At 64.1% G+C, this 20503-nt stretch carries 20 protein-coding genes; 3 read left to right on the plus strand and 17 right to left on the minus strand.

Translation table 11 applies throughout. The annotated features are described in order from the left end of the window. Nucleotides 1-55: 55 nt before the first annotated feature. The 16 genes from ACSFA3_RS03130 to rpsB all read right to left on the minus strand — a co-directional run bounded on the left by ACSFA3_RS03130 (nt 56) and on the right by rpsB (nt 15298). Complete coding sequence (locus tag ACSFA3_RS03130) at nt 56-844, minus strand: TrmH family RNA methyltransferase (RefSeq protein WP_435503933.1); 789 nt, start codon at nt 842-844, stop codon at nt 56-58. Beyond that, a complete protein-coding gene (rnhB, locus tag ACSFA3_RS03135; RefSeq protein ID WP_435503934.1) occupies nt 841-1557 on the minus strand; it encodes a ribonuclease HII in 717 nt (238 codons plus the stop codon). Before rnhB ends, ACSFA3_RS03130 begins: the two co-directional genes overlap by 4 nt. After that, nucleotides 1529-2680, minus strand: a complete 1152-nt coding sequence (gene lpxB, locus ACSFA3_RS03140; protein WP_435503935.1) for a lipid-A-disaccharide synthase — start codon at nt 2678-2680, stop codon at nt 1529-1531. The genes rnhB and lpxB overlap by 29 nt, the downstream gene beginning before the upstream one ends. Nucleotides 2681-2684: 4 nt before the next feature. Continuing rightward, nucleotides 2685-3473, minus strand: coding sequence for an acyl-ACP--UDP-N-acetylglucosamine O-acyltransferase (gene lpxA, locus ACSFA3_RS03145; RefSeq protein WP_435503936.1), 789 nt, complete (start codon nt 3471-3473; stop codon nt 2685-2687). Between the two features lie 19 nt (nt 3474-3492). Beyond that, nucleotides 3493-3939 (minus strand): 3-hydroxyacyl-ACP dehydratase FabZ, encoded by a 447-nt coding sequence (fabZ, locus tag ACSFA3_RS03150; protein WP_435503937.1) that lies wholly within the window; start codon nt 3937-3939, stop codon nt 3493-3495. Nucleotides 3940-3946: 7 nt separating this feature from the next. Further along, entirely contained in the window at nt 3947-4924 is a 978-nt protein-coding gene (gene lpxD, locus ACSFA3_RS03155; RefSeq protein WP_435503938.1) for a UDP-3-O-(3-hydroxymyristoyl)glucosamine N-acyltransferase, read from the minus strand. A 27-nt stretch (nt 4925-4951) separates the two neighbouring features. Continuing rightward, on the minus strand, nt 4952-5503 hold the full coding sequence (locus ACSFA3_RS03160; protein ID WP_435503939.1) for an OmpH/Skp family outer membrane protein: 552 nt from the start codon (nt 5501-5503) through the stop codon (nt 4952-4954). Next, on the minus strand, nt 5503-7902 hold the full coding sequence (gene bamA, locus ACSFA3_RS03165) for an outer membrane protein assembly factor BamA (protein WP_435503940.1): 2400 nt from the start codon (nt 7900-7902) through the stop codon (nt 5503-5505). Before bamA ends, ACSFA3_RS03160 begins: the two co-directional genes overlap by 1 nt. 37 nt (nt 7903-7939) lie before the next feature. Next, a complete protein-coding gene (rseP, locus tag ACSFA3_RS03170; protein ID WP_435503941.1) occupies nt 7940-9307 on the minus strand; it encodes an RIP metalloprotease RseP in 1368 nt (455 codons plus the stop codon). A gap of 28 nt (nt 9308-9335) precedes the next feature. Then, nucleotides 9336-10526, minus strand: coding sequence for a 1-deoxy-D-xylulose-5-phosphate reductoisomerase (ispC, locus tag ACSFA3_RS03175; protein ID WP_435504946.1), 1191 nt, complete (start codon nt 10524-10526; stop codon nt 9336-9338). A 27-nt stretch (nt 10527-10553) separates the two neighbouring features. Further along, complete coding sequence (locus tag ACSFA3_RS03180) at nt 10554-11408, minus strand: phosphatidate cytidylyltransferase (RefSeq protein WP_435503942.1); 855 nt, start codon at nt 11406-11408, stop codon at nt 10554-10556. Next, nucleotides 11408-12145, minus strand: a complete 738-nt coding sequence (uppS, locus tag ACSFA3_RS03185; protein WP_435503943.1) for a polyprenyl diphosphate synthase — start codon at nt 12143-12145, stop codon at nt 11408-11410. The genes ACSFA3_RS03180 and uppS overlap by 1 nt, the downstream gene beginning before the upstream one ends. Beyond that, nucleotides 12145-12705, minus strand: a complete 561-nt coding sequence (gene frr / locus ACSFA3_RS03190; protein WP_435503944.1) for a ribosome recycling factor — start codon at nt 12703-12705, stop codon at nt 12145-12147. Before frr ends, uppS begins: the two co-directional genes overlap by 1 nt. Before the next feature lie 12 nt (nt 12706-12717). Continuing rightward, entirely contained in the window at nt 12718-13440 is a 723-nt protein-coding gene (gene pyrH / locus ACSFA3_RS03195) for a UMP kinase (protein WP_435503945.1), read from the minus strand. A gap of 98 nt (nt 13441-13538) precedes the next feature. Then, the gene (gene tsf, locus ACSFA3_RS03200; RefSeq protein WP_435503946.1) at nt 13539-14462 is read right to left on the minus strand and encodes a translation elongation factor Ts; all 924 of its coding nucleotides are present in this window, start codon (nt 14460-14462) and stop codon (nt 13539-13541) included. A gap of 80 nt (nt 14463-14542) precedes the next feature. After that, nucleotides 14543-15298, minus strand: a complete 756-nt coding sequence (gene rpsB, locus ACSFA3_RS03205; RefSeq protein WP_435503947.1) for a 30S ribosomal protein S2 — start codon at nt 15296-15298, stop codon at nt 14543-14545. A gap of 217 nt (nt 15299-15515) precedes the next feature. On the opposite strand from rpsB, the gene ACSFA3_RS03210 reads away from it, so the two are divergent. From ACSFA3_RS03210 to ACSFA3_RS03220, 3 genes are all read left to right on the plus strand, one after another. Next, entirely contained in the window at nt 15516-16844 is a 1329-nt protein-coding gene (locus ACSFA3_RS03210; RefSeq protein ID WP_435503948.1) for an amidase, read from the plus strand. 98 nt (nt 16845-16942) lie between these two features. After that, nucleotides 16943-18199, plus strand: a complete 1257-nt coding sequence (locus tag ACSFA3_RS03215; RefSeq protein WP_435503949.1) for a D-amino acid dehydrogenase — start codon at nt 16943-16945, stop codon at nt 18197-18199. Nucleotides 18200-18218: 19 nt separating this feature from the next. Next, nucleotides 18219-19700 carry an NAD(P)H-hydrate dehydratase gene (locus tag ACSFA3_RS03220; RefSeq protein WP_435503950.1) on the plus strand — a complete coding sequence of 494 codons (1482 nt, stop codon included), beginning with the start codon at nt 18219-18221 and terminating at the stop codon, nt 19698-19700. 7 nt (nt 19701-19707) lie between these two features. Here ACSFA3_RS03220 and ACSFA3_RS03225 read toward each other — a convergent pair whose 3' ends face one another. Next, nucleotides 19708-20487 (minus strand): SDR family oxidoreductase, encoded by a 780-nt coding sequence (locus ACSFA3_RS03225; RefSeq protein ID WP_435503951.1) that lies wholly within the window; start codon nt 20485-20487, stop codon nt 19708-19710. Between the last annotated feature and the right edge of the window lie 16 nt (nt 20488-20503).

The raw sequence follows: 20503 nt of genomic DNA on the forward strand, positions 1-20503 counted from the left end.
GTGCGCTGTGGGCGGGGTATGAGCGGGAAAGCCGCTGATTATAACCGGGCGTTATTCACGTTTCTACCGATACTGCGCTTGCATGCAGGCAAATCGCAGCGGCGGCGGCAACGTTGAGCGATTCCTCGCCGCCCGGCTGCGCGATGCGGATGCGGTGGCTGGCACGCGCTTCCAGCGCTGCAGAAACGCCCTGCCCTTCATGTCCCATCAACCAGGCGCACGGATACGGCAATGTCGCGCGATGCAGCCATTCGCCCTGATGCGAACTGGTGGCAACCATCGGCACGGTCAGCGCATCGAGCGCGTCGGCTTCGACGCCTTCGATCAGTTGCAGACCGAAATGTGCGCCCATGCCTGCACGCAGCACTTTCGGCGCCCACAGCGCTGCCGTGCCCTTGAGCGCGACGATCTGCGTGAAACCGAAAGCTCCCGCGCTGCGCAGGATCGACCCGACGTTGCCGGCGTCCTGCAATCGGTCCAGCACCACGGTTGGCGCATCGGGAATCAGATCCGGCCGCATTGGCAGGTGCAGCACGAAGCCCATCGGCGCCGGGGATTCGAGTCCGCTGACACCAGCCAGGAGTGCATCGGCGACGATCACCGTCTTGTCCGCAGCCTCAGCCGCTTCGGCCCATTCGAAGCGCGACATGGCCCAGAAGGATTCCGAGAAAACAGCCATCGCCGGCCGCACGGCGCGCGCCATCGCTGCGCGGCAGAGATGGTCGCCCTCGAGCCAGATGCGGCCGAGCTTTCGATAGGCGCCCGGGTCCTGCGCCAGCTTGCGCAGTTCCTTGAGCAACGGGTTGTCGCGCGAACTGATGACGGTGGGTTCTGAAATGGTCATTGTTGTACCCAAACCTGGCATTGGACACCGTCGCTGCCGGTCAGCGTGACGCCGATCGGCTGCGGCATGTTCACGGAAACCGCTTGCGCTGCCATCCGCGCGAACGCAGCCGCCACAGGGCTGAACGAGCGTCGATGGTGGTAGCAGGCGCCATGCAGGACCAGCGCCTCGAGATGCTCGCGCGTTCCGTAGCCTTTGTGACCGGCGAAACCGTATTGCGGAAATTCGTCGTGCAGCGCCTGACACAGCTTGTCGCGGTGCACCTTGGCAATGATCGATGCGGCAGAAATCGCCTTCACGCGCGAGTCGCCCCTGACGATGGCTTCGGCCAGCACATCGAGTTTGGGCAGGCGATTGCCGTCGACCAGCACCTTCGCGGGCTTGAGCCGCAGACCTTCGACGGCGCGCCGCATCGCGATCATGGTCGCCTGCAGGATGTTGTGCGTGTCGATCTCCTCGACCGTGGCCTGTGCGATGGAGCAGCACAGCGCGCGCTCCAGGATGCGCTCGTTGAGGCGATCGCGCTGCAGCGCGGTCAGCGTCTTGGAGTCGGCAAGTCCGCGGATCGGACGCCGATCGTCGAGGATCACGGCCGCGGCCACGACCGGCCCGGCCAGCGGACCGCGGCCTGCTTCGTCGACGCCCGCGAGCAAGCCCGGCGCGTCCCAAAGCAATGCCGCCTGCTCAGCCTTCAAGAACGTTCTGGATCGCATCGGCACACAGTGTGGGCGTGTCGCGCCGCAACTCGTCGTGCAGCAGGGTGAAGCGTTGCTGCAGCGCCGCGACTTTTTCCGGCGCGCGAAACCAGTCCAACGTGGCTTCGGCCAGCGCAGCCGGTGTCGCGGCTTCCTGCAGCAACTCCGGCACGACGAACTCCCGGCAAAGTATGTTCGGAAGGCCAACCCACGGCTGCAGTTGCTGGCGGTGCATCAGGTGCCAGGAGACGCGGTTCATGTTGTAGGCGATGACCATCGGCCGCTTGAACAGCGCCGCTTCGAGCGTCGCCGTACCGCTCGCGATCAGCGTGGCATCGCAGGCGGCCAGCACGGTGTGCGATTGCCCGTCGACCAGGTCGACATGACCGGCAATTTCGCTGGCCTGCAGCAGCGCTTCGATCTCGGCGCGCAACCCGGGGATCACCGGTGTCACGAAACGGAGGTCGGGCATCTGCTCGCGCATCGAGGCAGCAGCAGCGAAAAATCGTGCCGCCAGCGCACGAACCTCCGAGCGCCGACTGCCGGGGAGCAGCGCGACGACGGGTGCATCTGCGGGCAACCCGAGCGCGATGCGCGCTGCGGCGCGATCCGGCACCTGCGGGATCACGTTCGCGACCGGATGACCGACGTAGGTCGCGGGAACGCCCTGCTCCGCAAGAATAGCCGGCTCGAACGGAAAGATGCACAGCACGTGATCGGCCGCAGCACGGATTTTTTCGATACGGTCGGCGCGCCACGCCCAGATCGACGGACAGACGAAATGCACCGTCTTGATGCCGCGACTGCGCAGGCCGGCTTCGAGGTCGAGATTGAAATCCGGCGCGTCGACACCGATGAAAAGATCCGGCCACTCGCGCAGCAGACGGGCTTTGAGCTTGCGTCGGATACCGGCGATTTCCGCGTAATGCCGAAGCACCTCGACGTAACCGCGCACCGCCAGTTTTTCTTGCGGCCACCAGCTTTCGAATCCGCGCGCCAGCATCCGAGGACCGCCGATGCCTGCGGTTTCGGCGCCGGGCCACCGTGCGTTCAGACCGTCCAGCAGGAGACCGGCCAGCAAATCGCCCGATGGCTCGCCGGCAACCAGCGCAAAGCGCCGTCTGTCTTCCGTCGATACCATCGCCTCAGCGCGCGATGCCGCGTGTGCTGCTGCCGAGGAAATCGCTCATCAGCGCGACATCGCCTGCCGCATCCGGCACTTCGAGCGCGAGCTCGTCGATGGCTGTGCGTGCGTCTTCCAGCGTGCGTCCCTGCCGGTAAAGCAGTTTGTGCATCTGTTTGACCGCTCCGATTCTTGCGGCCGAAAATTCGCGGCGACGCAAGCCGACCTGATGAAAGCCGCGAACCTGCAGCGGGTTGCCGTCGACCAGCATGAACGGCGGTACATCCTGCGACACGGCGCTCGCAAAACCGACCATCGCATGCGCACCGATCTTCACGAACTGATGGATGCCGGTCAGCCCGCCGATCAGCACCCAGTCGCCGAGCTCGACATGGCCTGCCAGCGTCGTGTTGTTGGCCAGCGTGGTGTGGTTGCCAACGCGGCAATCGTGGGCGATGTGGGTGTACGCCATGATCCAGTTGTCGTCGCCGACGCGCGTCACGCCTCCAGCTCCGGGCACACCCAGATTGAACGTGCAGAACTCGCGGATCGTGTTGCGGTCGCCGATGATCAACTCGGTCGGCTCACCTGCGTATTTCTTGTCCTGCGGCACTGCGCCGAGCGAAGAGAACTGGAAGATGCGGTTGTCGTGTCCGATCGTCGTGCGGCCTTCGATCACGCAGTGTGCCGCTACCGTCGTTCCGGCCGCAATCTTCACGTGCGGCCCGATCACCGAAAACGGTCCGATCGACACCGTAGGATCGATCTGCGCCTGCGGATCGACAAGCGCCGTCGCATGGATCTGCGTCATGCTGTCGTGCGCCGCGGGATCAGTTGATCTGGCGCATGGCGCACATCAATGTCGCCTCGCAAGCGAGTTCGGTGCCGACGAGCGCGCGGCCCTTGAACTTCGAGATGCCGGCCTTCATACGATCGATCTCGACTTCCAGCGTCAACTGATCGCCCGGCTCCACTGGCCGCTTGAACCGCGCGCCGTCGATTGCCGCGAAGTAATAAACAGTGTTGTCGTCCGGCACGATGTCGAGCGAATGGAAAGACAGCAGCGCAGCCGCCTGCGCCATGGCTTCGAGCATCAGCACGCCAGGCATCACCGGGCGATGCGGGAAGTGGCCGTTGAAGAACGGCTCGTTCATCGTGACGTTCTTGAGCGCCTTGATGCTCTTTCCTTTTTCCATCTCGAGCACGCGATCGACGAGCAGGAACGGATAGCGGTGCGGAAGCAGTTTGAGAATCTGGTGAATGTCGAGCGTCGTCATGTTTTTTCTATCCTGCATCGTCTTTTTTTTCGAGCGCTTTGAGCCGGTCACGCAGACTGTGCAATTGTTTGAGCGTGGCGGCGTTTTTTTCCCAGGCGGCATTGTCGTCGATGGGAAACATGCCGGTGTATTGACCCGGCTTGTGAATGGAGCGCGTGACGACCGTCGCCGCAGATATGTGGACGCCATCGGCCAGCATCAGATGTCCGAGCACGATGGCGCCGCCGCCGACCGTGCAATGCGCCCCGATGACGGCACTCCCCGCCACACCCACGCAACCCGCCATCGCCGTGTGCTTGCCGATGTGCACGTTGTGGCCGATCTGGATCAGGTTGTCCAGCTTGACGCCGTCTTCGATGACGGTGTCTTCGAGCGCACCTCGGTCTATACAGGTGTTGGCGCCGATCTCGACGTCGTCGCCGATGCGCACCGCACCCAGTTGCTCAATCTTGACCCAGGTGCCGTTCGACGGCGCCAGCCCGAATCCGTCCGCACCGACCACCACGCCCGGATGCAGCAGGCAGCGCGCACCAATGACGCAGTCCTCGCTGACGGTGACGCGCGACTTCAACACCGTGCCCGCTCCGATTCGAGCGCCGCGTTCCACGACGCAGAGCGCACCGACATAGGCCGTTTCATCGACCTGCGCTTCTGCATCGATCACCGCGCTGGGATGGATGCGCGCTGGCGAAGGTCGCTCATGCGCGCGCTTCCACAGTTGCGTCAGTCGAGCGAAGTAGAGATACGGATCTGCGACGACGATGCAAGCGCCCCGCGCGATGGCCGCTTCCTGCATGGCCGGCGAAACGATGACGCAAGCTGCCTGTGAAGCTGCCAGTTCCTTGCGGTATTTGGGATGGCTCAGAAAACTGAGCGATTCCGGCGTTGCCGTCTGTAGCGGTGCAAGCCGTTCGATGCAGACGCTGTCGACACCGTGGAGCTCACCACCCAGGGCGTCGACGATCGCGCGGAGCGTCAGTGACACGCGACACCAGCGACCGCGGATGCGATCTTACTTGCTGGCCGCTGCGGCAGGCGCAGAAGCCGTAGAGCTGTTGAGAGCCTTGATCACCTTGTCGGTGATGTCATGCTTCGGATTGATGTAGATCGCTTCCTGAAGGATGGCGTCGTACTTCTCGGCCTCGGCGACCTGCTTGACCACGCGATTTGCACGGTCGTAAACCTGCTGGAGCTCTTCGTTCTTGCGAGCGTTCAGGTCTTCCTGGAACTCCCGGCGCTTGCGCTGGAACTCGCGATCCTGGTCGACCAGAGCCCGCTGCCGAGTGGCACGCTGGCTTTCGGACAGCGTCGGCGCTTCGCGTTCGAACTTCTCGGAAGCGACTTTCACCGCTTCGCCCTGCCCTGCAACGTCCTTCTCGCGCTTCAGGAACTCGGATTCGAGCTTTGCCTGCGCGGCCTTCGCTGGCTGAGCCTCGCGCAAAACGCGGTCCGGATTGACGAAACCGATGCGGAAAGTTTCCTGCGCCTGGGCATGAGCCGGCACGGAAATCAGCGCGAAAAACGGAACCAGCAGCGCGCCCGCGAAACGGAACGAATGAGTCATTAGAACGATGTTCCGATCTGAAATTGGAAGCTTTGCATTCTATCTTTGTAGATCGGATGGGCCGGGTCGGACAAATCGTCCTCCTTTTGTGAGCGCACCGGCTTCGCCAGTGCGACACGCAAAGGTCCGAGCGGCGAGATCCAGCTGATGCCGACGCCGACCGAAGCTCGCAGCTTCTGCTGGGCCTTCCACTGCGCATCGCTTTGCGTCGACCGCTCCGTGAACACGTTGCCGACGTCGAAGAAGCCGTACAGGCGCAATGTCCGGTCATTGCCGGCACCCGGGAACGGCGTGCTCATTTCAACGTTGAAGATAGCCTTGCGCGTACCGCCGAGCGCCGCTTCGGTCACCGAATCGCGCGGGCCGAGCGAGTTCTGCTCGAAGCCGCGAATCGAACCCAGGCCGCCAGCGTAGAAATTCTTGAAGATCGGATAAGTCGTGTTGTTCAAGGCCTTGCCGTAACCCAGCTCGCCGTTCAGTGCCAGGGTGTATTGCTTGCTCAACGGGAAATACTGCTGGGCCTGGTAACTCGTCTTCACGTACTTCAGGTCGCCACCGACACCCCATTCGACGTTGGCGCGCTGCAAACGACCGGTCGTCGGCACAAGCGCGCTATCCCGGTCGTCGCGTGCCCAGCCTATGGTCAACGGCAAGCCCCATTTGCTGTCGTCCTGGCAACTGGAGATGATGCCGGCCGCGTTGACCTGACAGCCGAAATAGTCGCGATACGCCTGCGGCGTATTGGCTGCGACGATGGTTCCCGGCTTGAAGTTGAACCGCTCCAGCCCGGCGCCGAAGAACACCGTATCGACTTCGCTGAACGGCACGCCGAACTTGACCGAGCCACCCTCGCTGACCAGCGAATAGTCGCCGTCCTGCGTGTAGTACGGACGCGTCGTCTGATGGAAGACGCTGAACGTGCGCGAAATTCCGTCCTTGGTGAAATAGGGATCGGTCGCCGTGAGCGAAATCGTGCGGTAGTACTTGCTGGTGTTCACCTGCAGGCCCAGGAAGTTGCCGGTGCCGAAGACGTTTTCCTGCGAGATGCCGAAAGTCAGGGAAACCTTGTCGGCGCTCGAGAAGCCTGCGCCCAATTGCAGCGAACCGGTCGGTTTCTCGACCACCGTCACCGTGAGGTCGACCTGGTCGGGTGAACCTGGCACTTCCTGGGTATCTACGTTGACCTCTGTAAAGAAGCCGAGACGGTCGACACGGTCGCGCGACAGCTTGATCTTGTCGCCGTCATACCAGGATGCCTCGTACTGGCGGAATTCGCGTCGCACGACTTCGTCCCGGGTGCGGTTGTTGCCGCCGACGGCCAGCCGACGCACGTACACGCGCCGCGCCGGTTCGGCCTGCATGGCGATCGTCACGCGGTTGTTGGTGCGATCGATGTCCGGACGCGCTTCGACACGTGCGAACGCATAGCCGAAAGTGCCGAAATAGTCGGTGAATGCCTTCGTTGTCGCCGTGATCTGTTCGCCGTTGTAGGGCTCGCCCGGCTTGATGGTCACCAGCGACTTGAACTCTTCTTCGCGGCCCAGATAGTTGCCGTCGAGCTTGACGCCGGCGACCGTGAACTTTTCGCCTTCGGTGACGTTGACGGTCACCGTCAGGTCCTGCCGGTCGGGGGAGATCGCGACTTGCGTGGAGTCGATGCGGAACTCGAGATAGCCGCGGCGCAAATAGTACGAACGCACCGTCTCCAGGTCGGCATTGAGCTTGGTGCGCGAATACTGGTTCGACTTGGTGTACCAGCTCATCCAGCCGCCGCTGTCCTGGTCGAACAGGTCGAGCAACGTCGATTCGCTGAACGCCTTGTTGCCGACGATGCGGACTTCGCGAATGCGCGCAGGCTCGCCCTCGGTCACGGTGAAGGTCAGGTTGACGCGATTGCGCTCGATGGGCGTTACGGTGGTGACCACTTCGGCGTTGTACAGGCTGCGGCTGATGTACTGGCGCTTGAGTTCCTGTTCGGCGCGATCCGCCAGCGCCTTGTCGTACGGACGGCCATCGGCAAGCCCCACTTCGCGCAATGCCTTCTGCAGCGCCGCCTTGTCGAATTCCTTGGCGCCGACGAAGTCGACATCGGCGACCGTCGGCCGCTCCTCGACGATCACGACCAGCACGTTGCCACTCACGTCCAGCCGCACGTCCTTGAAGAGACCGAGGTCGAACAGGGCGCGGATCGCAGCCGAGCCGCGCTCGTCGCTGTAGGTGTCGCCGACGCGCAAGGGCATCGATGCGAAGATCGTGCCCGGCTCGACGCGCTGAAGACCTTCGACACGAATGTCTCGAACCGTGAACGGCTCCACTGCCCAGGCAGCCGTTGCGGCCAGGGCGCTGGCGATCACGGCTGCAACGCTGCGCAGACGGAAGCGATTGATTGTTGTGTTCATGTGTGAAGTGGGCCAGCGCATGAAAGGCCGGCGATAGTTAACCAAGAAGGCGGTGAACGTCGTTGAAAAGTGCAATCGACATCATCACCAGCAAGAGCGCGACGCCGCCGCGCTGAAACCGTTCCATCCACGCGTCGGAGACGCTTTTGCCGGTCAAACCTTCCCAAAGATAATATATCAGGTGCCCCCCATCGAGGACCGGCAGCGGCATGAGGTTGAGGACGCCAAGACTCACGCTGATGAGCGCAAGGAAGATCAGATACTGGGTGAATCCGAGACTTGCGGACTTGCCCGCGTAGTCCGCGATGGTGAGCGGTCCGCTGAGGTTTTTTAGCGATGCTTCGCCGATGACCATCTTGCCCATCATCTTGGCAGTGAGCGCCGAAACCTCCCAGGTACGGACAGCGCCCATCCACAGGCCGTCGATCGGTCCCTGCCGGACAGTGACCATCTCCGGCGGCGAGCCGACATAGGCACCGATGCGGCCGACCTTGGCGCCGGCGTCGTCCGCCACGTCGGGCAAGACGTCGATGACCATCGAACGACCGTCGCGTTCGATCTGCCAGGCCTGGCGGCGTGCCTGCGTACCGTCGACCGAAGCGCGTATGAGTTCGCGCAATTGCTGGCCATCGATCACGTTCGTGCCGCCGATGCTGCGCACCAGATCGCCTTGTCGCAGCCCTGCACGGTCGGCCGCTCCACCGGCAACCAGTTCGCCGATCGCAGGACGCGTCATCGGCGAAAGCACGCCGATCTTGCGAAACATCTGCGCATCGGCGTCCCGGGTCTCGATGCGGCTCAGCGGCAGCACGACCCGGCGGGTCGCGCCTGCATCGGCTGCGATCTCGAGCGTCAGATCGCGGCCGTCGAGCGCGCCGCGCGTCATGCGCCAGCGCAGATCCTCGAAAGACTCGACCGATGCCAGATTGCCGTCGAAACCGGCGCGAACGATGCGCTCGCCGCCACGCAAGCCGGCGCCTTCGGCCAGCGAAGCCGCCACCGGACGCGCCAGAACCGCCACTGGCTCCTGGACACCGATCCAGTTGACGGTCGAGTACAACGCGATCGCGAGCAGAAGGTTGGCTATCGGTCCTGCTGCAACGATAGCCGCACGCGAACGCAACGGTTGCGTATTGAAGGCCAGATGCCGTTCCTCGGCCGCGACGTTGCCTTCGCGCTCGTCGAGCATCTTGACGTAACCACCCAGCGGGAAGGCGCCGATGACGAATTCGGTGTCCTGTCCGGCGCGCTGGTTCTTCGGTTTCCAGCGGTAGAGCGTCTTCCCGAAGCCGACCGAGAAGCGAAGCACCTTCACGCCGCAGGCGACGGCCACGCGGTAGTGACCGTACTCGTGCACGGCGATCAGCAAACCCAGCGCGACGACGAAAGCAACGACAGTGAGCATGCGAGCAACCTCGATGGAGTGGAGAAGATCAGACCGTGAAACGCATCACCGCTGCATGAGCGGCAGACCGGGCCGCCGCATCGATTGCAAGCAGGTCGTCCAGCGATGACGGCTTGGAAGGCGAGACGGCGTCCAAAGTTTCCGTGTTGACCGCATGAATGCGATCGAATCGAAGGCGACGTGCCAGAAATGCTTCCACGGCGATCTCGTTTGCGGCATTGAGCACGGCCGTGGTGCCAGGCGCCGCCCGCAATGTCGACCAGGCAAGCGCGAGGCCCGGAAAGAGTGCCGCGTCGGGCGCGTCGAAGGTCAGCGCACCCATCTGCCGGAAATCCAGACGCCCTGCCCCGCTTTCGACGCGGTCCGGCCAAGCCAGGCCGACGGCGATCGGCACGCGCATGTCGGGTGTGCCCAGTTGCGCGATGACGGACGCATCGGTGAACTGGACCATCGAATGAATGACGCTCTGCGGATGGATCACGACCTCGATCTGCTCCGGGGTCACGTCGAAGAGAAAACGTGCCTCGATCACTTCGAGCGCCTTGTTCATCATCGTCGCGGAATCGACCGAAATCTTGCGTCCCATGACCCAGTTCGGATGCGCGCATGCTTCCTCCGGCGTCACGTCGACGAGCGTTTCGGGCCTGCGCGTGCGAAACGGTCCGCCGGACGCCGTGAGGATGATCTTGTCGATGCGCTGTTTCCAGGTCGATGGATCTTCTGGAAGCGATTGGAAGATGGCGGAGTGTTCGCTGTCGATCGGCAGCAGCGTGGCGCCGCCCTCACGCACCGTGCGCATGAAGAGGTCGCCGCCGACGACCAGCGCTTCCTTGTTCGCCAGCAGCAACCGCTTGCCTGCACGCGCCGCAGCGAGACACGGTTCAAGCCCGGCGGCGCCGACGATGGCTGCCATCACCGCATCGACTTCTTCGTGCGAGGCGATGGTTTCCAAAGCGCCGACGCCCGTCAGCACGCGTGTCGGCAAATCGCCTTGCCGAAGCTTTTCTTCAAGCAGCGCCGCATGCGGAGCACTCGCCATGACGGCGAAACGCGGCGAGAACCTAGCGCATTGCGCCAGCATCTCGTCGACCTTGGTGGCGGCGGAAAGCGCGAAAACCTCGAAGCGATCCGGATGTCGTGCAATCACATCGAGCGTGTTGGCGCCGACCGATCCGGTCGAGCCCAGCACCGTGACGCGCTGCCTGCAGGCGTTGTTCAACTTGCTCACCCGGTTTTCAAGAACTGATCAATGTGCGGCGAGCGACGCCAGCATCATGGCGATCGGCAGCGTCGGCAGCAGTGCATCGATCCGGTCCAGCACGCCGCCGTGACCCGGCAGCAGGCTGCTGCTGTCCTTGGCGCCCGCACTGCGCTTGACCAGCGACTCGACCAGATCGCCGACCACGCTTATCGCCGTCATGAAGACGATTCCCAGCAGCAACAGCCACCAGCCGACGTTGGCCAGTCGCGTGTAGAGGCTCGTGACGGTTGCCTGTGCCGAGGCATCGGCTGCAACCCAGGCAATGCCGAGGACGACGACACCTGCCATGCCGCCCCAGACACCTTCCCAGCTCTTGCCGGGACTGATCGAAGGGGCCAGCTTGCTGCGCGTGAACCTGAGACCGAACGCCCTGCCCGCGAAATACGCGCAGACGTCGGCTGTCCAGACGAGCACGAGAATCGACAGCAGAAAATTGATTCCGCCCGCGCGCGCCTGCACGGCTGCCAACCAGGCCACCCATAGTGCGAGCAGCCCGCCTACCAGGCGCAACCCACGCGGGATCTTGGGCCAACCGGGCACTGCGCCGCGCAGCAATGCCGCGCCGCCCAGAACCCACGCAGCGCTGGCAACGATCCAGAGCAGCAGCATCGGCTTCACCAGCAGACCGAGCCACCAGGAAAAGCCGCACAGAGCGACCATTTCCAGGCCGAAGAATACCGACATGCGCTGCCCGAAGCCGTTCAGCTTGCCCCATTCCCAGGCAGCCACGCCGATCAGCACCAGCATCACTGCGGCGAACGGAACGGGAGACGGATAGAACAGTGCGGGTAGCAGGATCGCCAGCAGGACGATCGCCGTGATGATGCGCTGCTTGAGCATCAGGCGGTCTGCCTGTCATGACGGTCGCGCGGCGGAACGACCTGCGCAGAGGTCTTTCCGAAGCGCCGCTCACGGCTCTGGTAAGCGGCAATCGCCTCGTCCAGCGCGGCTTCATCGAATTCCGGCCATAGCCGGTCGCTGAAGAAAAGCTCCGAGTAAGCGCTCTGCCACAGGAGAAAATTCGACATGCGCTGCTCGCCGCCAGTGCGGATGAACAGGTCCGGGTCCGGGACGTGCGACAGCGCCATTTCGCGATCGAGATTCTGTTCGGTCATGGCCGCACCACGTTCGGCAAGCCGCGCCGCGGCGCGTGCGATGTCCCAGCGCCCGCCGTAGTTGAAGCAGACATTCAGCACCAGTTTCCGGTTGTGCGCCGTCGCGGCTTCCGCCTGCTGCAGACCGGCCAGCATCTTTTCCGACAGCCCGCCGCGCTCGCCGATGAAATGCAGTTGCACGCCATCGGCCGAAAGCTTCGGCACCTCGCGCCCCAAGGCACCGACCATCAGGTCCATGAGACCGGAAACCTCTTCGACCGGGCGATTCCAGTTCTCCGACGAAAACGCGAAGACCGTCAGCACGCCGACGCCCCGATCGCCGCAGGCCCTGACGCAACGGCGCAAAGATTCCACACCCTGCTTATGCCCCGCGATGCGTGGCAGAAAGCGCCGTGTGGCCCAACGGCCATTGCCGTCCATGACCACGGCGATATGGTGCGGAACCGGCGGCAACGCGGCCATCAGACCGCCATGATCTCGGCTTCCTTGGCCACCACCAGGCGATCGATGTCGGCGATATGCCGGTCGGTCACTTTCTGGATCTCGGCTTCGGCGCGCTTCTGATCGTCTTCGGAAGCCAGCTTGTCCTTCACCAGCTTCTTGACCGACTCGTTGGCATCGCGACGCAGGCTACGGGTCGCGATCTTGGCGGTCTCGCCTTCGTTGCGAACCAGCTTCGTCATCTCCTTGCGGCGTTCTTCGCTCATCGCGGGAAGCGGTACGCGGATCAGATCTCCCATCGACGCCGGGTTCAGGCCGAGATCGCTTTCGCGGATGGCCTTCTCGATCTTCGCGCCCATGCCTTTTTCCCAGGGCTGAACGCTGATCGTGCGCGAATCGAGCACCGAGACGTTGGCGACCTGGCTCAACGGCACGGCCGAGCCGTAGTAGTCGACATGGATCGAGTCCAGCAGCGCCGAATTGGCACGGCCGGTGCGGATCTTCGTCAGGTTGTTCTGGAAAGCCGCGAGCGACTGGTTCATCTTCGCGTCGGTCGCACTTCGAATGTCAGCAATGGTCATTGTCTTTACTCCTCAGGCATGCACCAGCGTGCCTTCGTCCTCTCCCATCACGACACGCTTGAGCGCACCGTTCTTGAGAATCGAGAACACCTTGATCGGCAGATTCTGATCGCGACACAGCGCAAAGGCCGTGGCGTCCATGATGCCGAGATTGCGGGCGATCGCCTCGTCGAACGAGAGCGTCGTGTAGCGTGTCGCGGTCGGGTCCTTTTGCGGGTCGGCCGTATAGACGCCGTCGACCTTGGTCGCCTTGAGCACCAGCTCGGCACCGATTTCGGCCCCGCGCAGCGCTGCAGCCGTGTCTGTCGTGAAGAACGGATTGCCCGTGCCGGCCGCGAAGATCACGACCTTGCCCTCTTCGAGATACTGAAGCGCCTTCGGGCGGACGTAAGGCTCGACGACCTGTTCGATGGCGATGGCCGACATCACGCGCGGGATCAGGCCCTGCTTGTTCATCGCATCGGCGAGCGCCAGCGAATTCATCACGGTGGCCAGCATGCCCATGTAATCGGCCGTGGCACGGTCCATTCCAACCGAACCTCCCGCGACACCGCGGAAAATGTTGCCGCCGCCGATCACGACGGCCACCTGCACGCCCATGTTCACGACCTCGGCCACTTCACCGACCATGCGGACGATCGTGGCGCGGTTGATGCCGAATGCATCGTCACCCATGAGCGCCTCCCCCGACAGCTTCAGCAAGATTCGCTTGTGGGCTGGGCGGGCTTCGGACATGGACAATTTCCTTGAAATGGATGGCGGGAGGGAGTGTAAGACTTGGACGTCGGCATCGGACGACGCGCTGAGCACGCCGTCCGGTTGGTTTCGAGCTGTCAGGCTGCAGCCTTGGCAGCTGCGACCTGAGCGGCGACTTCGGCAGCGAAGTCGTCGACCTTCTTCTCGATACCTTCGCCGACGACGTAGAGCGTAAAGCCCTTGATCGACGAATTGGCAGCCTTGAGCATCTGCTCGACGGTCTGCTTGTCGTTCTTCACGAACGGCTGGTTGTGCAACGAAACTTCCTTGAGGTACTTCTGCACGCCGCCTTCGATGCGCTTGGCAACGATGTCGGCTGGCTGCGTCGGCTTGCCTGCGGCTTCGGCGACCTTGCGGTCTTCCTCTGCCTTGCCTGCAGCCACTGCACGCTCTTTCTCGATGAGGTCGCTCGGCACATCGGCACTGGAGATCGCGACCGGCTTCATGGCGGCGATGTGCATCGCCACGTCCTTGGCGGCTGCATCGTCGCCTTCGAACTCGACCAGCACACCGATGCGGGTGCCATGCAGGTAAGAGGCCAGCTTGCCGTTGCCGGAGAAGCGCTTGAAACGACGGAAACTCATGTTCTCGCCGATCTTGCCGATCAGGCCCTTGCGCACGTCTTCGAGCGTCGGACCGAATCCGTCCTGTTCATATGGCATCGCGCCGAGTGCAGCGAGATCGGCCGGATCGTTCTTCGCGACCAGCATGGCCGAAGCGTTGGCCAGAGCCAGGAAGCTGTCGTTCTTGGTGACGAAGTCGGTTTCGCAGTTGATCTCGACCATCGCGCCTGCATCGCCGTCGACGAATGCAGTAACCACGCCTTCGGCAGTGATTCGACCGGATGCCTTGCCGGCCTTGTTGCCGAGCTTGATGCGCAGCAGTTCTTCGGCCTTTTCCATGTTGCCTTCGGCTTCGGTGAGAGCCTTCTTGCATTCCATCATGGGCGCGTCGGTCTTAGCGCGCAGTTCGCCGACCATGCTTGCGGTGATTGCAGCCATTGTTATTTCTCCGTACTCAAAAAATCAGATCAAAAAAAGGGGCCACATAGCCCCTTTTTCAAGGCTCGCGCAAGGCGCGATCAGGCGGAAGCGCCCTCTTCGACTTCGACGAATTCGTCGTTGCCGGCTTCGGTCACTGCCTTGATGACGTCGTTGGTCGCACTGTTGCGGCCTTCGATGACGGCGTCGGCGATGCCGCGCGCATACAGAACCACAGCCTTGGACGAGTCGTCGTTGCCGGGAATCACGTAGTCGATGCCTTCAGGCGAATGGTTGGAGTCGACCACGCCAATCAGCGGAATGCCGAGCTTCTTGGCTTCGGCGACGGCGATCTTGTGGAAGCCCACGTCGATCACGAAGATCGCGTCCGGAAGCGCGGTCATGTCTTGGATGCCGCCGATATCGCGCTCCAGCTTCGCAATTTCGCGCGAGAACGTGAGTTGCTCTTTCTTGCTCAGGCTGTCGAGGCCGGCTTCCTGCTGGGCCTTCATGTCCTTCAGACGCTTGATCGACGTCTTGACGGTCTTGAAGTTGGTCAGCATGCCGCCGAGCCAGCGGGTATCGACGAAAGGAATGCCGGCGCGGCGGGCTTCCTCAGCAACGATCTCGCGGGCTTGGCGCTTGGTGCCGACCATCAGGATCGTGCCGCGGTTGGCGGTGAGCTGCTTGGCGTACTTCATCGCGTCCTGGAACATCGGAAGCGATTTTTCCAGGTTGATGATGTGAATCTTGTTGCGATGGCCGAAGATGAACGGCGCCATCTTGGGGTTCCAGAAACGGGTTTGGTGACCGAAATGGACACCGGCTTCCAGCATTTCGCGCATGGTTGTCGACATAGGGATTACTCCGAAGGTTGGGTCTAAAATCCAGCCCGTTTCGCCGCCTCCTTCATGGAGAACGGCAACACCTTGAGTGGGCTGGTTTGCGGATGATTTCGCTTGGTTCTGACTCGGGACCCGGCTTTGAATGCCTGGATGGCCACCTGGTCAGGCGAAACCCAGCGATCATAGCATCCCCGCAGGACAGCTTCTTTTCCACACGGACACCTCCACCATGCGCACAGACCTGCACGCCACCCGCCTTTCCCTGATCGCCGGCGACACCGATGCGCGCACCGAAATAGAGCGCTCCATCGGCGCAGCCGAATCGCCGGCATGCGAGTCGGTCTTCTTACAGCCGATGTTCGACGAGGCCCGTCGCGAAGCCGCCGCCTCGACCCTGCACCAGCCGCTTGCAGGGCTGGCTTTCTCGGCCAAGGACCTGTTCGATATCGCCGGCCAGTCGACGCCGGCAGGATCCGTCGTGCTGGCGAATGCGAAAGTTGCAGGAGCGGATTCGACAGCGGTCGCGCGTTTGCGCGCCGCCGGCGGCGCATTGCTGGGCCGCACCAACATGACCGAATTCGCCTTCTCAGGCGTCGGCGTCAACCCGCACCACGGCACGCCGGCCAACGCCGCAGATGCGAAAACACCGCGCATTCCCGGAGGCTCATCGTCCGGCGCGGCAATCTCGGTCGCCACGGGCGCGGCATTCATCGGCCTCGGCTCCGACACCGGCGGCTCGATCCGCATTCCGGCGGCGCTGAACGGCATCGTCGGCTTCAAGAGCACGGCGCGGCTGGTGCCGGCAGACGGCGCCCTGCCGCTGTCGACGACGCTGGATACGGTCTGCGCCATGACGCGCTCGGTGCGCGATGCCGTGACGGCGCACGAAATTCTCGCCGCCCGCACGGTCGTCACGCGCAACAAAAAGCTCGGAAGCTATCGCCTGGCGATCGTCAGGGACACATTCTTCGACGGCATCGAGCCCGCCGTATCGCAGGCTTTCGAGCGGGCGCTGGTCGCACTGAAGTCGGCCGGCGCGAAGATCGAGGAGATTTCCCTGCCCGCACTGGCCGATCTTTCGACGATCAACGCGACCGGCGGCTTTTCGTCAGCCGAAGCCTATGCCTGGCATCGGCAGTTGCTCGAACGCAGCGGAGTCGGCTACGACCCGCGCGTGGCACAACGCATCCTGCGCGGCGCAACCATGAAGGCACACGAATACATCGATCTGATCCATGCGCGCCGCGACTGGATCGCGCGCGTCGAAGCGGCGCTCGCGCCTTTCGATGCCGTGCTCTCGCCGACCGTGCCGATCACCGCGCCGACCATCGACAGCGTTTCGCCCGGCGACGAGCGCGATGCCGAGTTTTTCCGCATCAATGCGTTGCTGTTGCGCAATCCGTCGATCGTGAACATGCTCGACGGCTGCGCCATCTCCATCCCCTGCCCGGTCGACGGCGGACTGCCGGTCGGGCTGATGCTGTGGCACGCCGCGATGCACGACGACACCGTGCTGGCCATCGCGCTGCACGCCGAACAGGCCATGCTTTCAGCCTGAGGCCGGCGCCGCCCCCGACAATCCGTGGCTTTGCTGTTGCCAGCCGAGCGCTTGCAGCGCGCGCAACAGCTGTATTTCTCAAGAACGACAACTCAATAATGAAAATCGCGATCGTGGGTGCCGGCATCATCGGCATCACCACCGCCTGGGAACTGGCCTGCGACGGCCACGAGGTCGTCGTGTTCGACCGTCGCGGCGCCGCAGCCGAGGAATCCAGTTTTGCCAATGCCGGCGTCGTTGCGCCGGGCTATGTGACGCCCTGGGCGGCGCCCGGCATGCGCCTGAAAGTACTGCGCTCGCTGCTGTCGAGCCACGGTGCCATCAAGGTGCGCTGGCCGCTGGCCGGACGCGACCTGCGCTGGATGGCCCAATGGCAGCGCGCCTGCAAGCTGGAAACCTACCTGGCGAACCGTGCGCGCATGCAGCGCCTGGCCTTCTACAGCCGCACGCGGCTGCACGAGATCAGCGCCACCCGCGAGCTCAGCTACGAGCGCAGCGACGGCTACATGGTGCTGCTTCGCTCGAAACGCGACCTGAAGATCGTGCAGCCCGGCCTCGACGTGTTGCGTGCCGCCGGCAGCGTCTTCCGCGAAGTCGATGCCGACGAGGCGCGGCGCATCGAGCCGGCGCTCAACACCGACACGAAACTTGCTGGCGCCATCCACCTGCCCGACGACGAGGTGGCCAACTGCCGCCAGTTCGCGCTGCTGCTGAAGCGGGAAGCCGAATCGCTGGGCGTCAAGTTCCATTTCAACTGCGACATCGCGCCGCTCTCCAGGGCGGCACCGCGTTCGCTGGCGTTGGCACGCGGCTCCGCTGCGGTGCCCTTCGACAGCATCGTGATGTGCGCCGGCGTGGCGTCGGCCAGGCTGCTGCGTCCGCTGGGCGTGCGCATGCCGCTGACACCGATCTACGGGCATTCGATCAGCGCCAACATCCGAGAGCCGCTCAACGCGCCACGAAGCGCGGTGATGGACGAGCGTTACAAGGTCGCGATCTCGCGGCTGGGTTTGCGGGTGCGCGTCGCCGGCAGCGCGGAGATCGGAGGCAAGCTCGACATCATGAATCCGGCCGCACTGCAGACGCTCTACAAGGTGCTGCACGACTGGTTTCCCGGCGCGGCCACGCTGCAGACCGGCGTGCAGCAGTGGAAAGGCGCCCGCCCGATGCTGCCGGACGGTCCGCCGGTGATCGGACCGAGCGGCATTCCGGGTGTGTGGCTGAACCTCGGGCACGGATCGAGCGGCTGGGCGCTCTCATGCGGCAGCGCACGCGTGCTGGCCGACCTGGTCGGCGGGCAGGATGCCGGCATCGACCTCGAAGGCCTCGGCATCGAGCGCCTGCTCGGTCGCTGAACACCGGCGACGATCGGCCATGCAACGCATCACGTCCGCATCCGCCGCCGATCTGTTCGACATCGCGGGCACCCGCCAGATCGAGCAGCCCGCTGCAGCCGCCCTGCCGCCGCATACGCTGATGCGACGCGCCGGCCTCGCCGTCGCGCGTTTGGCGATGGCGCTGGCGCCGCATGCGGAAACGATCTGGATCGCCTGCGGTCCCGGCAACAACGGCGGCGACGGGCTCGAAGCTGCGGCGCAACTGCGGCTTCACGGCTTCTCGCCGGTCGTGACGCTGGTTGGCGAAGAGGCTCGACTGCCGCCCGATGCCGCGGCCTCGCTGCTGCGAGCACGTGAAGCCGGCGTCGCCTTCGCCACATCGCCGCCTGCGCAATGGGAGCTGGCGATCGATGCGCTGCTGGGTATCGGCACAACCCGTCCCCCGGAAGGGCACCTGGCCGATTGGCTGGAACGAATGCATTCTGGCCTCGCGCCGGTGCTGGGCGTCGATGTGCCATCGGGACTTAACGCCGACACCGGTCGCATTGCCGCGACCACTTCCAGAACCATGAGCTCGCCAAGAGCCCCGCGCTTCTGCCTGAGCCTGCTGACGCTGAAGCCCGGCCTTTTCACGGCTGACGGACGGGATGCGGCGGGCGAAGTCTGGTTCGACGATCTCGGCTGCGATCAGGCGATTCCGACAACCGTCACGGCGATTGCTCGACTCTCCGGCACACCTGCTCCCGTGATGCGCCTGCACGCATCGCACAAGGGCAGCTACGGCGATGTCGCTGTGATCGGCGGCGCACCGGGCATGGCCGGCGCTGCGTGGATGGCGGCATCGGCGGCACTGCACGGAGGCGCGGGACGCGTGTTCCTCGGGTTGCTGGATCCGCATGCCTCGGAAGCCGTCGGCGCACAGCCCGAACTGATGCTGCGGCGACCCGAGTCGATCGACCTCGGCGCCATGACCGTGGTCTGCGGATGCGGCGGCGGCGACGCCGTCCGCGCTGTGTTGCCGCGCGTGATCTCGACGTCCGCACGGCTGGTGCTCGATGCCGACGCGCTGAATGCCATCGCGCTGGACCCTGCGTTGCAGACGCTGCTCGTCGCGCGTCGGGAGCGGCGACATCCGACCGTGCTGACACCGCATCCGCTCGAAGCCGCGCGCCTCCTCGGCATCGACACCACGGCCATCCAGTCCGACCGACTCAAGGCAGCGCACGATCTGGCGGCTCGCTACGGCACCGTTGTCGTGCTGAAAGGATCGGGAAGCATCGTCGCTGCGCCCGGCGAGCGGGCAGCCGTCAACCTGAGCGGTAACGCGCGGCTCGCCACCGCGGGCACCGGCGACGTGCTGGCCGGCATGGTGGGCGCGGCGCTGGCGATGAGCGAGTCGCCGTTCGACGCCGCGCGATCGGCGGTCTGGCGACACGGCGACCTGGCCGATCGCTGGCCATCGGAGACCGCGCTGACTGCCGGCGCACTGGCGCGCGGCAGCGTTCCGGCACGAACCTGAGGCGCGCTTAGCCGCGGCCCACGAAGGGCATCTTCGTCGCCATCACCGTGTGGAACAGCACGTTGGCATCCAGCGGCAGATTGGCCATGTAGAGCACCGACTGGCCGACGATCTTCACGTCGATCAGCGGCTCTGCCGCCAGTTCTCCGTTGGCTTGCGGCACGCCCTTGGCCATGCGCGACGCCATGTCGGTCATCGCGTTGCCGACGTCGATCTGCCCGACCGCGATGTCGTACTTGCGGCCATCCAGCGACGCCGTCTTGGTCAGGCCTTCGACGCCATGCTTTGTCGACGTATAGGCCGCCGAGTTGGGGCGAGGCGCCGTCGCGGAAATCGAGCCGTTGTTGATGATGCGGCCGCCGCGTGGCGTCTGCGCCTTCATCGTGCGGAACGCCTGCTGGATGCAGAAGAACATGCCGCTCAGGTTGATGTCGACGACACCCTGCCATTGCTCCGGCGTCCAGTCCTCGAAAGGCCCGGGCGGGTTGCCGATGCCGGCGTTGTTGAACAACAGGTCGACACGCCCGAAGCGCTCTACCGTCGCCGCGAACAGCGACTGCACCGACGCGGCCTTCGCCACGTCGGTCGGCACTGCGAACGCACGCGCGCCCGCACCGGATTCCTCCGCAACCTGTTCGAGCGGCTCGAGCCGACGGCCAGCGAGCGCGACGTTCCAGCCGTCCGCCAGCAGTGCCAGCGCAGCCGCACGCCCGATACCGCTTCCGGCACCGGTGACGATCGCGTTGCGCAAGCCTGCGGCTGGTTGGTTCGAAGTCGTTTGGGTCATGATTCGTCTCTCTTCT

Source organism: Variovorax glucosi (assembly GCF_051216695.1).
Taxonomy (GTDB): Bacteria; Pseudomonadota; Gammaproteobacteria; order Burkholderiales; family Burkholderiaceae_C; genus Variovorax.

What these genes read in the sequence shown, in the direction of transcription:
- ACSFA3_RS03130 (WP_435503933.1), bottom strand. Translation starts at nt 844, where the DNA reads ATGACCATTTCAGAACCCACCGTCATCAGTTCGCGCGACAACCCGTTG.
- rnhB (WP_435503934.1), bottom strand. Translation starts at nt 1,557, where the DNA reads ATGCGATCCAGAACGTTCTTGAAGGCTGAGCAGGCGGCATTGCTTTGG.
- lpxB (WP_435503935.1), bottom strand. Translation starts at nt 2,680, where the DNA reads ATGGTATCGACGGAAGACAGACGGCGCTTTGCGCTGGTTGCCGGCGAG.
- lpxA (WP_435503936.1), bottom strand. Translation starts at nt 3,473, where the DNA reads ATGACGCAGATCCATGCGACGGCGCTTGTCGATCCGCAGGCGCAGATC.
- fabZ (WP_435503937.1), bottom strand. Translation starts at nt 3,939, where the DNA reads ATGACGACGCTCGACATTCACCAGATTCTCAAACTGCTTCCGCACCGC.
- ACSFA3_RS03160 (WP_435503939.1), bottom strand. Translation starts at nt 5,503, where the DNA reads ATGACTCATTCGTTCCGTTTCGCGGGCGCGCTGCTGGTTCCGTTTTTC.
- bamA (WP_435503940.1), bottom strand. Translation starts at nt 7,902, where the DNA reads ATGAACACAACAATCAATCGCTTCCGTCTGCGCAGCGTTGCAGCCGTG.
- rseP (WP_435503941.1), bottom strand. Translation starts at nt 9,307, where the DNA reads ATGCTCACTGTCGTTGCTTTCGTCGTCGCGCTGGGTTTGCTGATCGCC.
- ACSFA3_RS03180 (WP_435503942.1), bottom strand. Translation starts at nt 11,408, where the DNA reads ATGCTCAAGCAGCGCATCATCACGGCGATCGTCCTGCTGGCGATCCTG.
- uppS (WP_435503943.1), bottom strand. Translation starts at nt 12,145, where the DNA reads ATGGCCGCGTTGCCGCCGGTTCCGCACCATATCGCCGTGGTCATGGAC.
- frr (WP_435503944.1), bottom strand. Translation starts at nt 12,705, where the DNA reads ATGACCATTGCTGACATTCGAAGTGCGACCGACGCGAAGATGAACCAG.
- pyrH (WP_435503945.1), bottom strand. Translation starts at nt 13,440, where the DNA reads ATGTCCGAAGCCCGCCCAGCCCACAAGCGAATCTTGCTGAAGCTGTCG.
- tsf (WP_435503946.1), bottom strand. Translation starts at nt 14,462, where the DNA reads ATGGCTGCAATCACCGCAAGCATGGTCGGCGAACTGCGCGCTAAGACC.
- rpsB (WP_435503947.1), bottom strand. Translation starts at nt 15,298, where the DNA reads ATGTCGACAACCATGCGCGAAATGCTGGAAGCCGGTGTCCATTTCGGT.
- ACSFA3_RS03210 (WP_435503948.1), top strand. Translation starts at nt 15,516, where the DNA reads ATGCGCACAGACCTGCACGCCACCCGCCTTTCCCTGATCGCCGGCGAC.
- ACSFA3_RS03215 (WP_435503949.1), top strand. Translation starts at nt 16,943, where the DNA reads ATGAAAATCGCGATCGTGGGTGCCGGCATCATCGGCATCACCACCGCC.
- ACSFA3_RS03220 (WP_435503950.1), top strand. Translation starts at nt 18,219, where the DNA reads ATGCAACGCATCACGTCCGCATCCGCCGCCGATCTGTTCGACATCGCG.
- ACSFA3_RS03225 (WP_435503951.1), bottom strand. Translation starts at nt 20,487, where the DNA reads ATGACCCAAACGACTTCGAACCAACCAGCCGCAGGCTTGCGCAACGCG.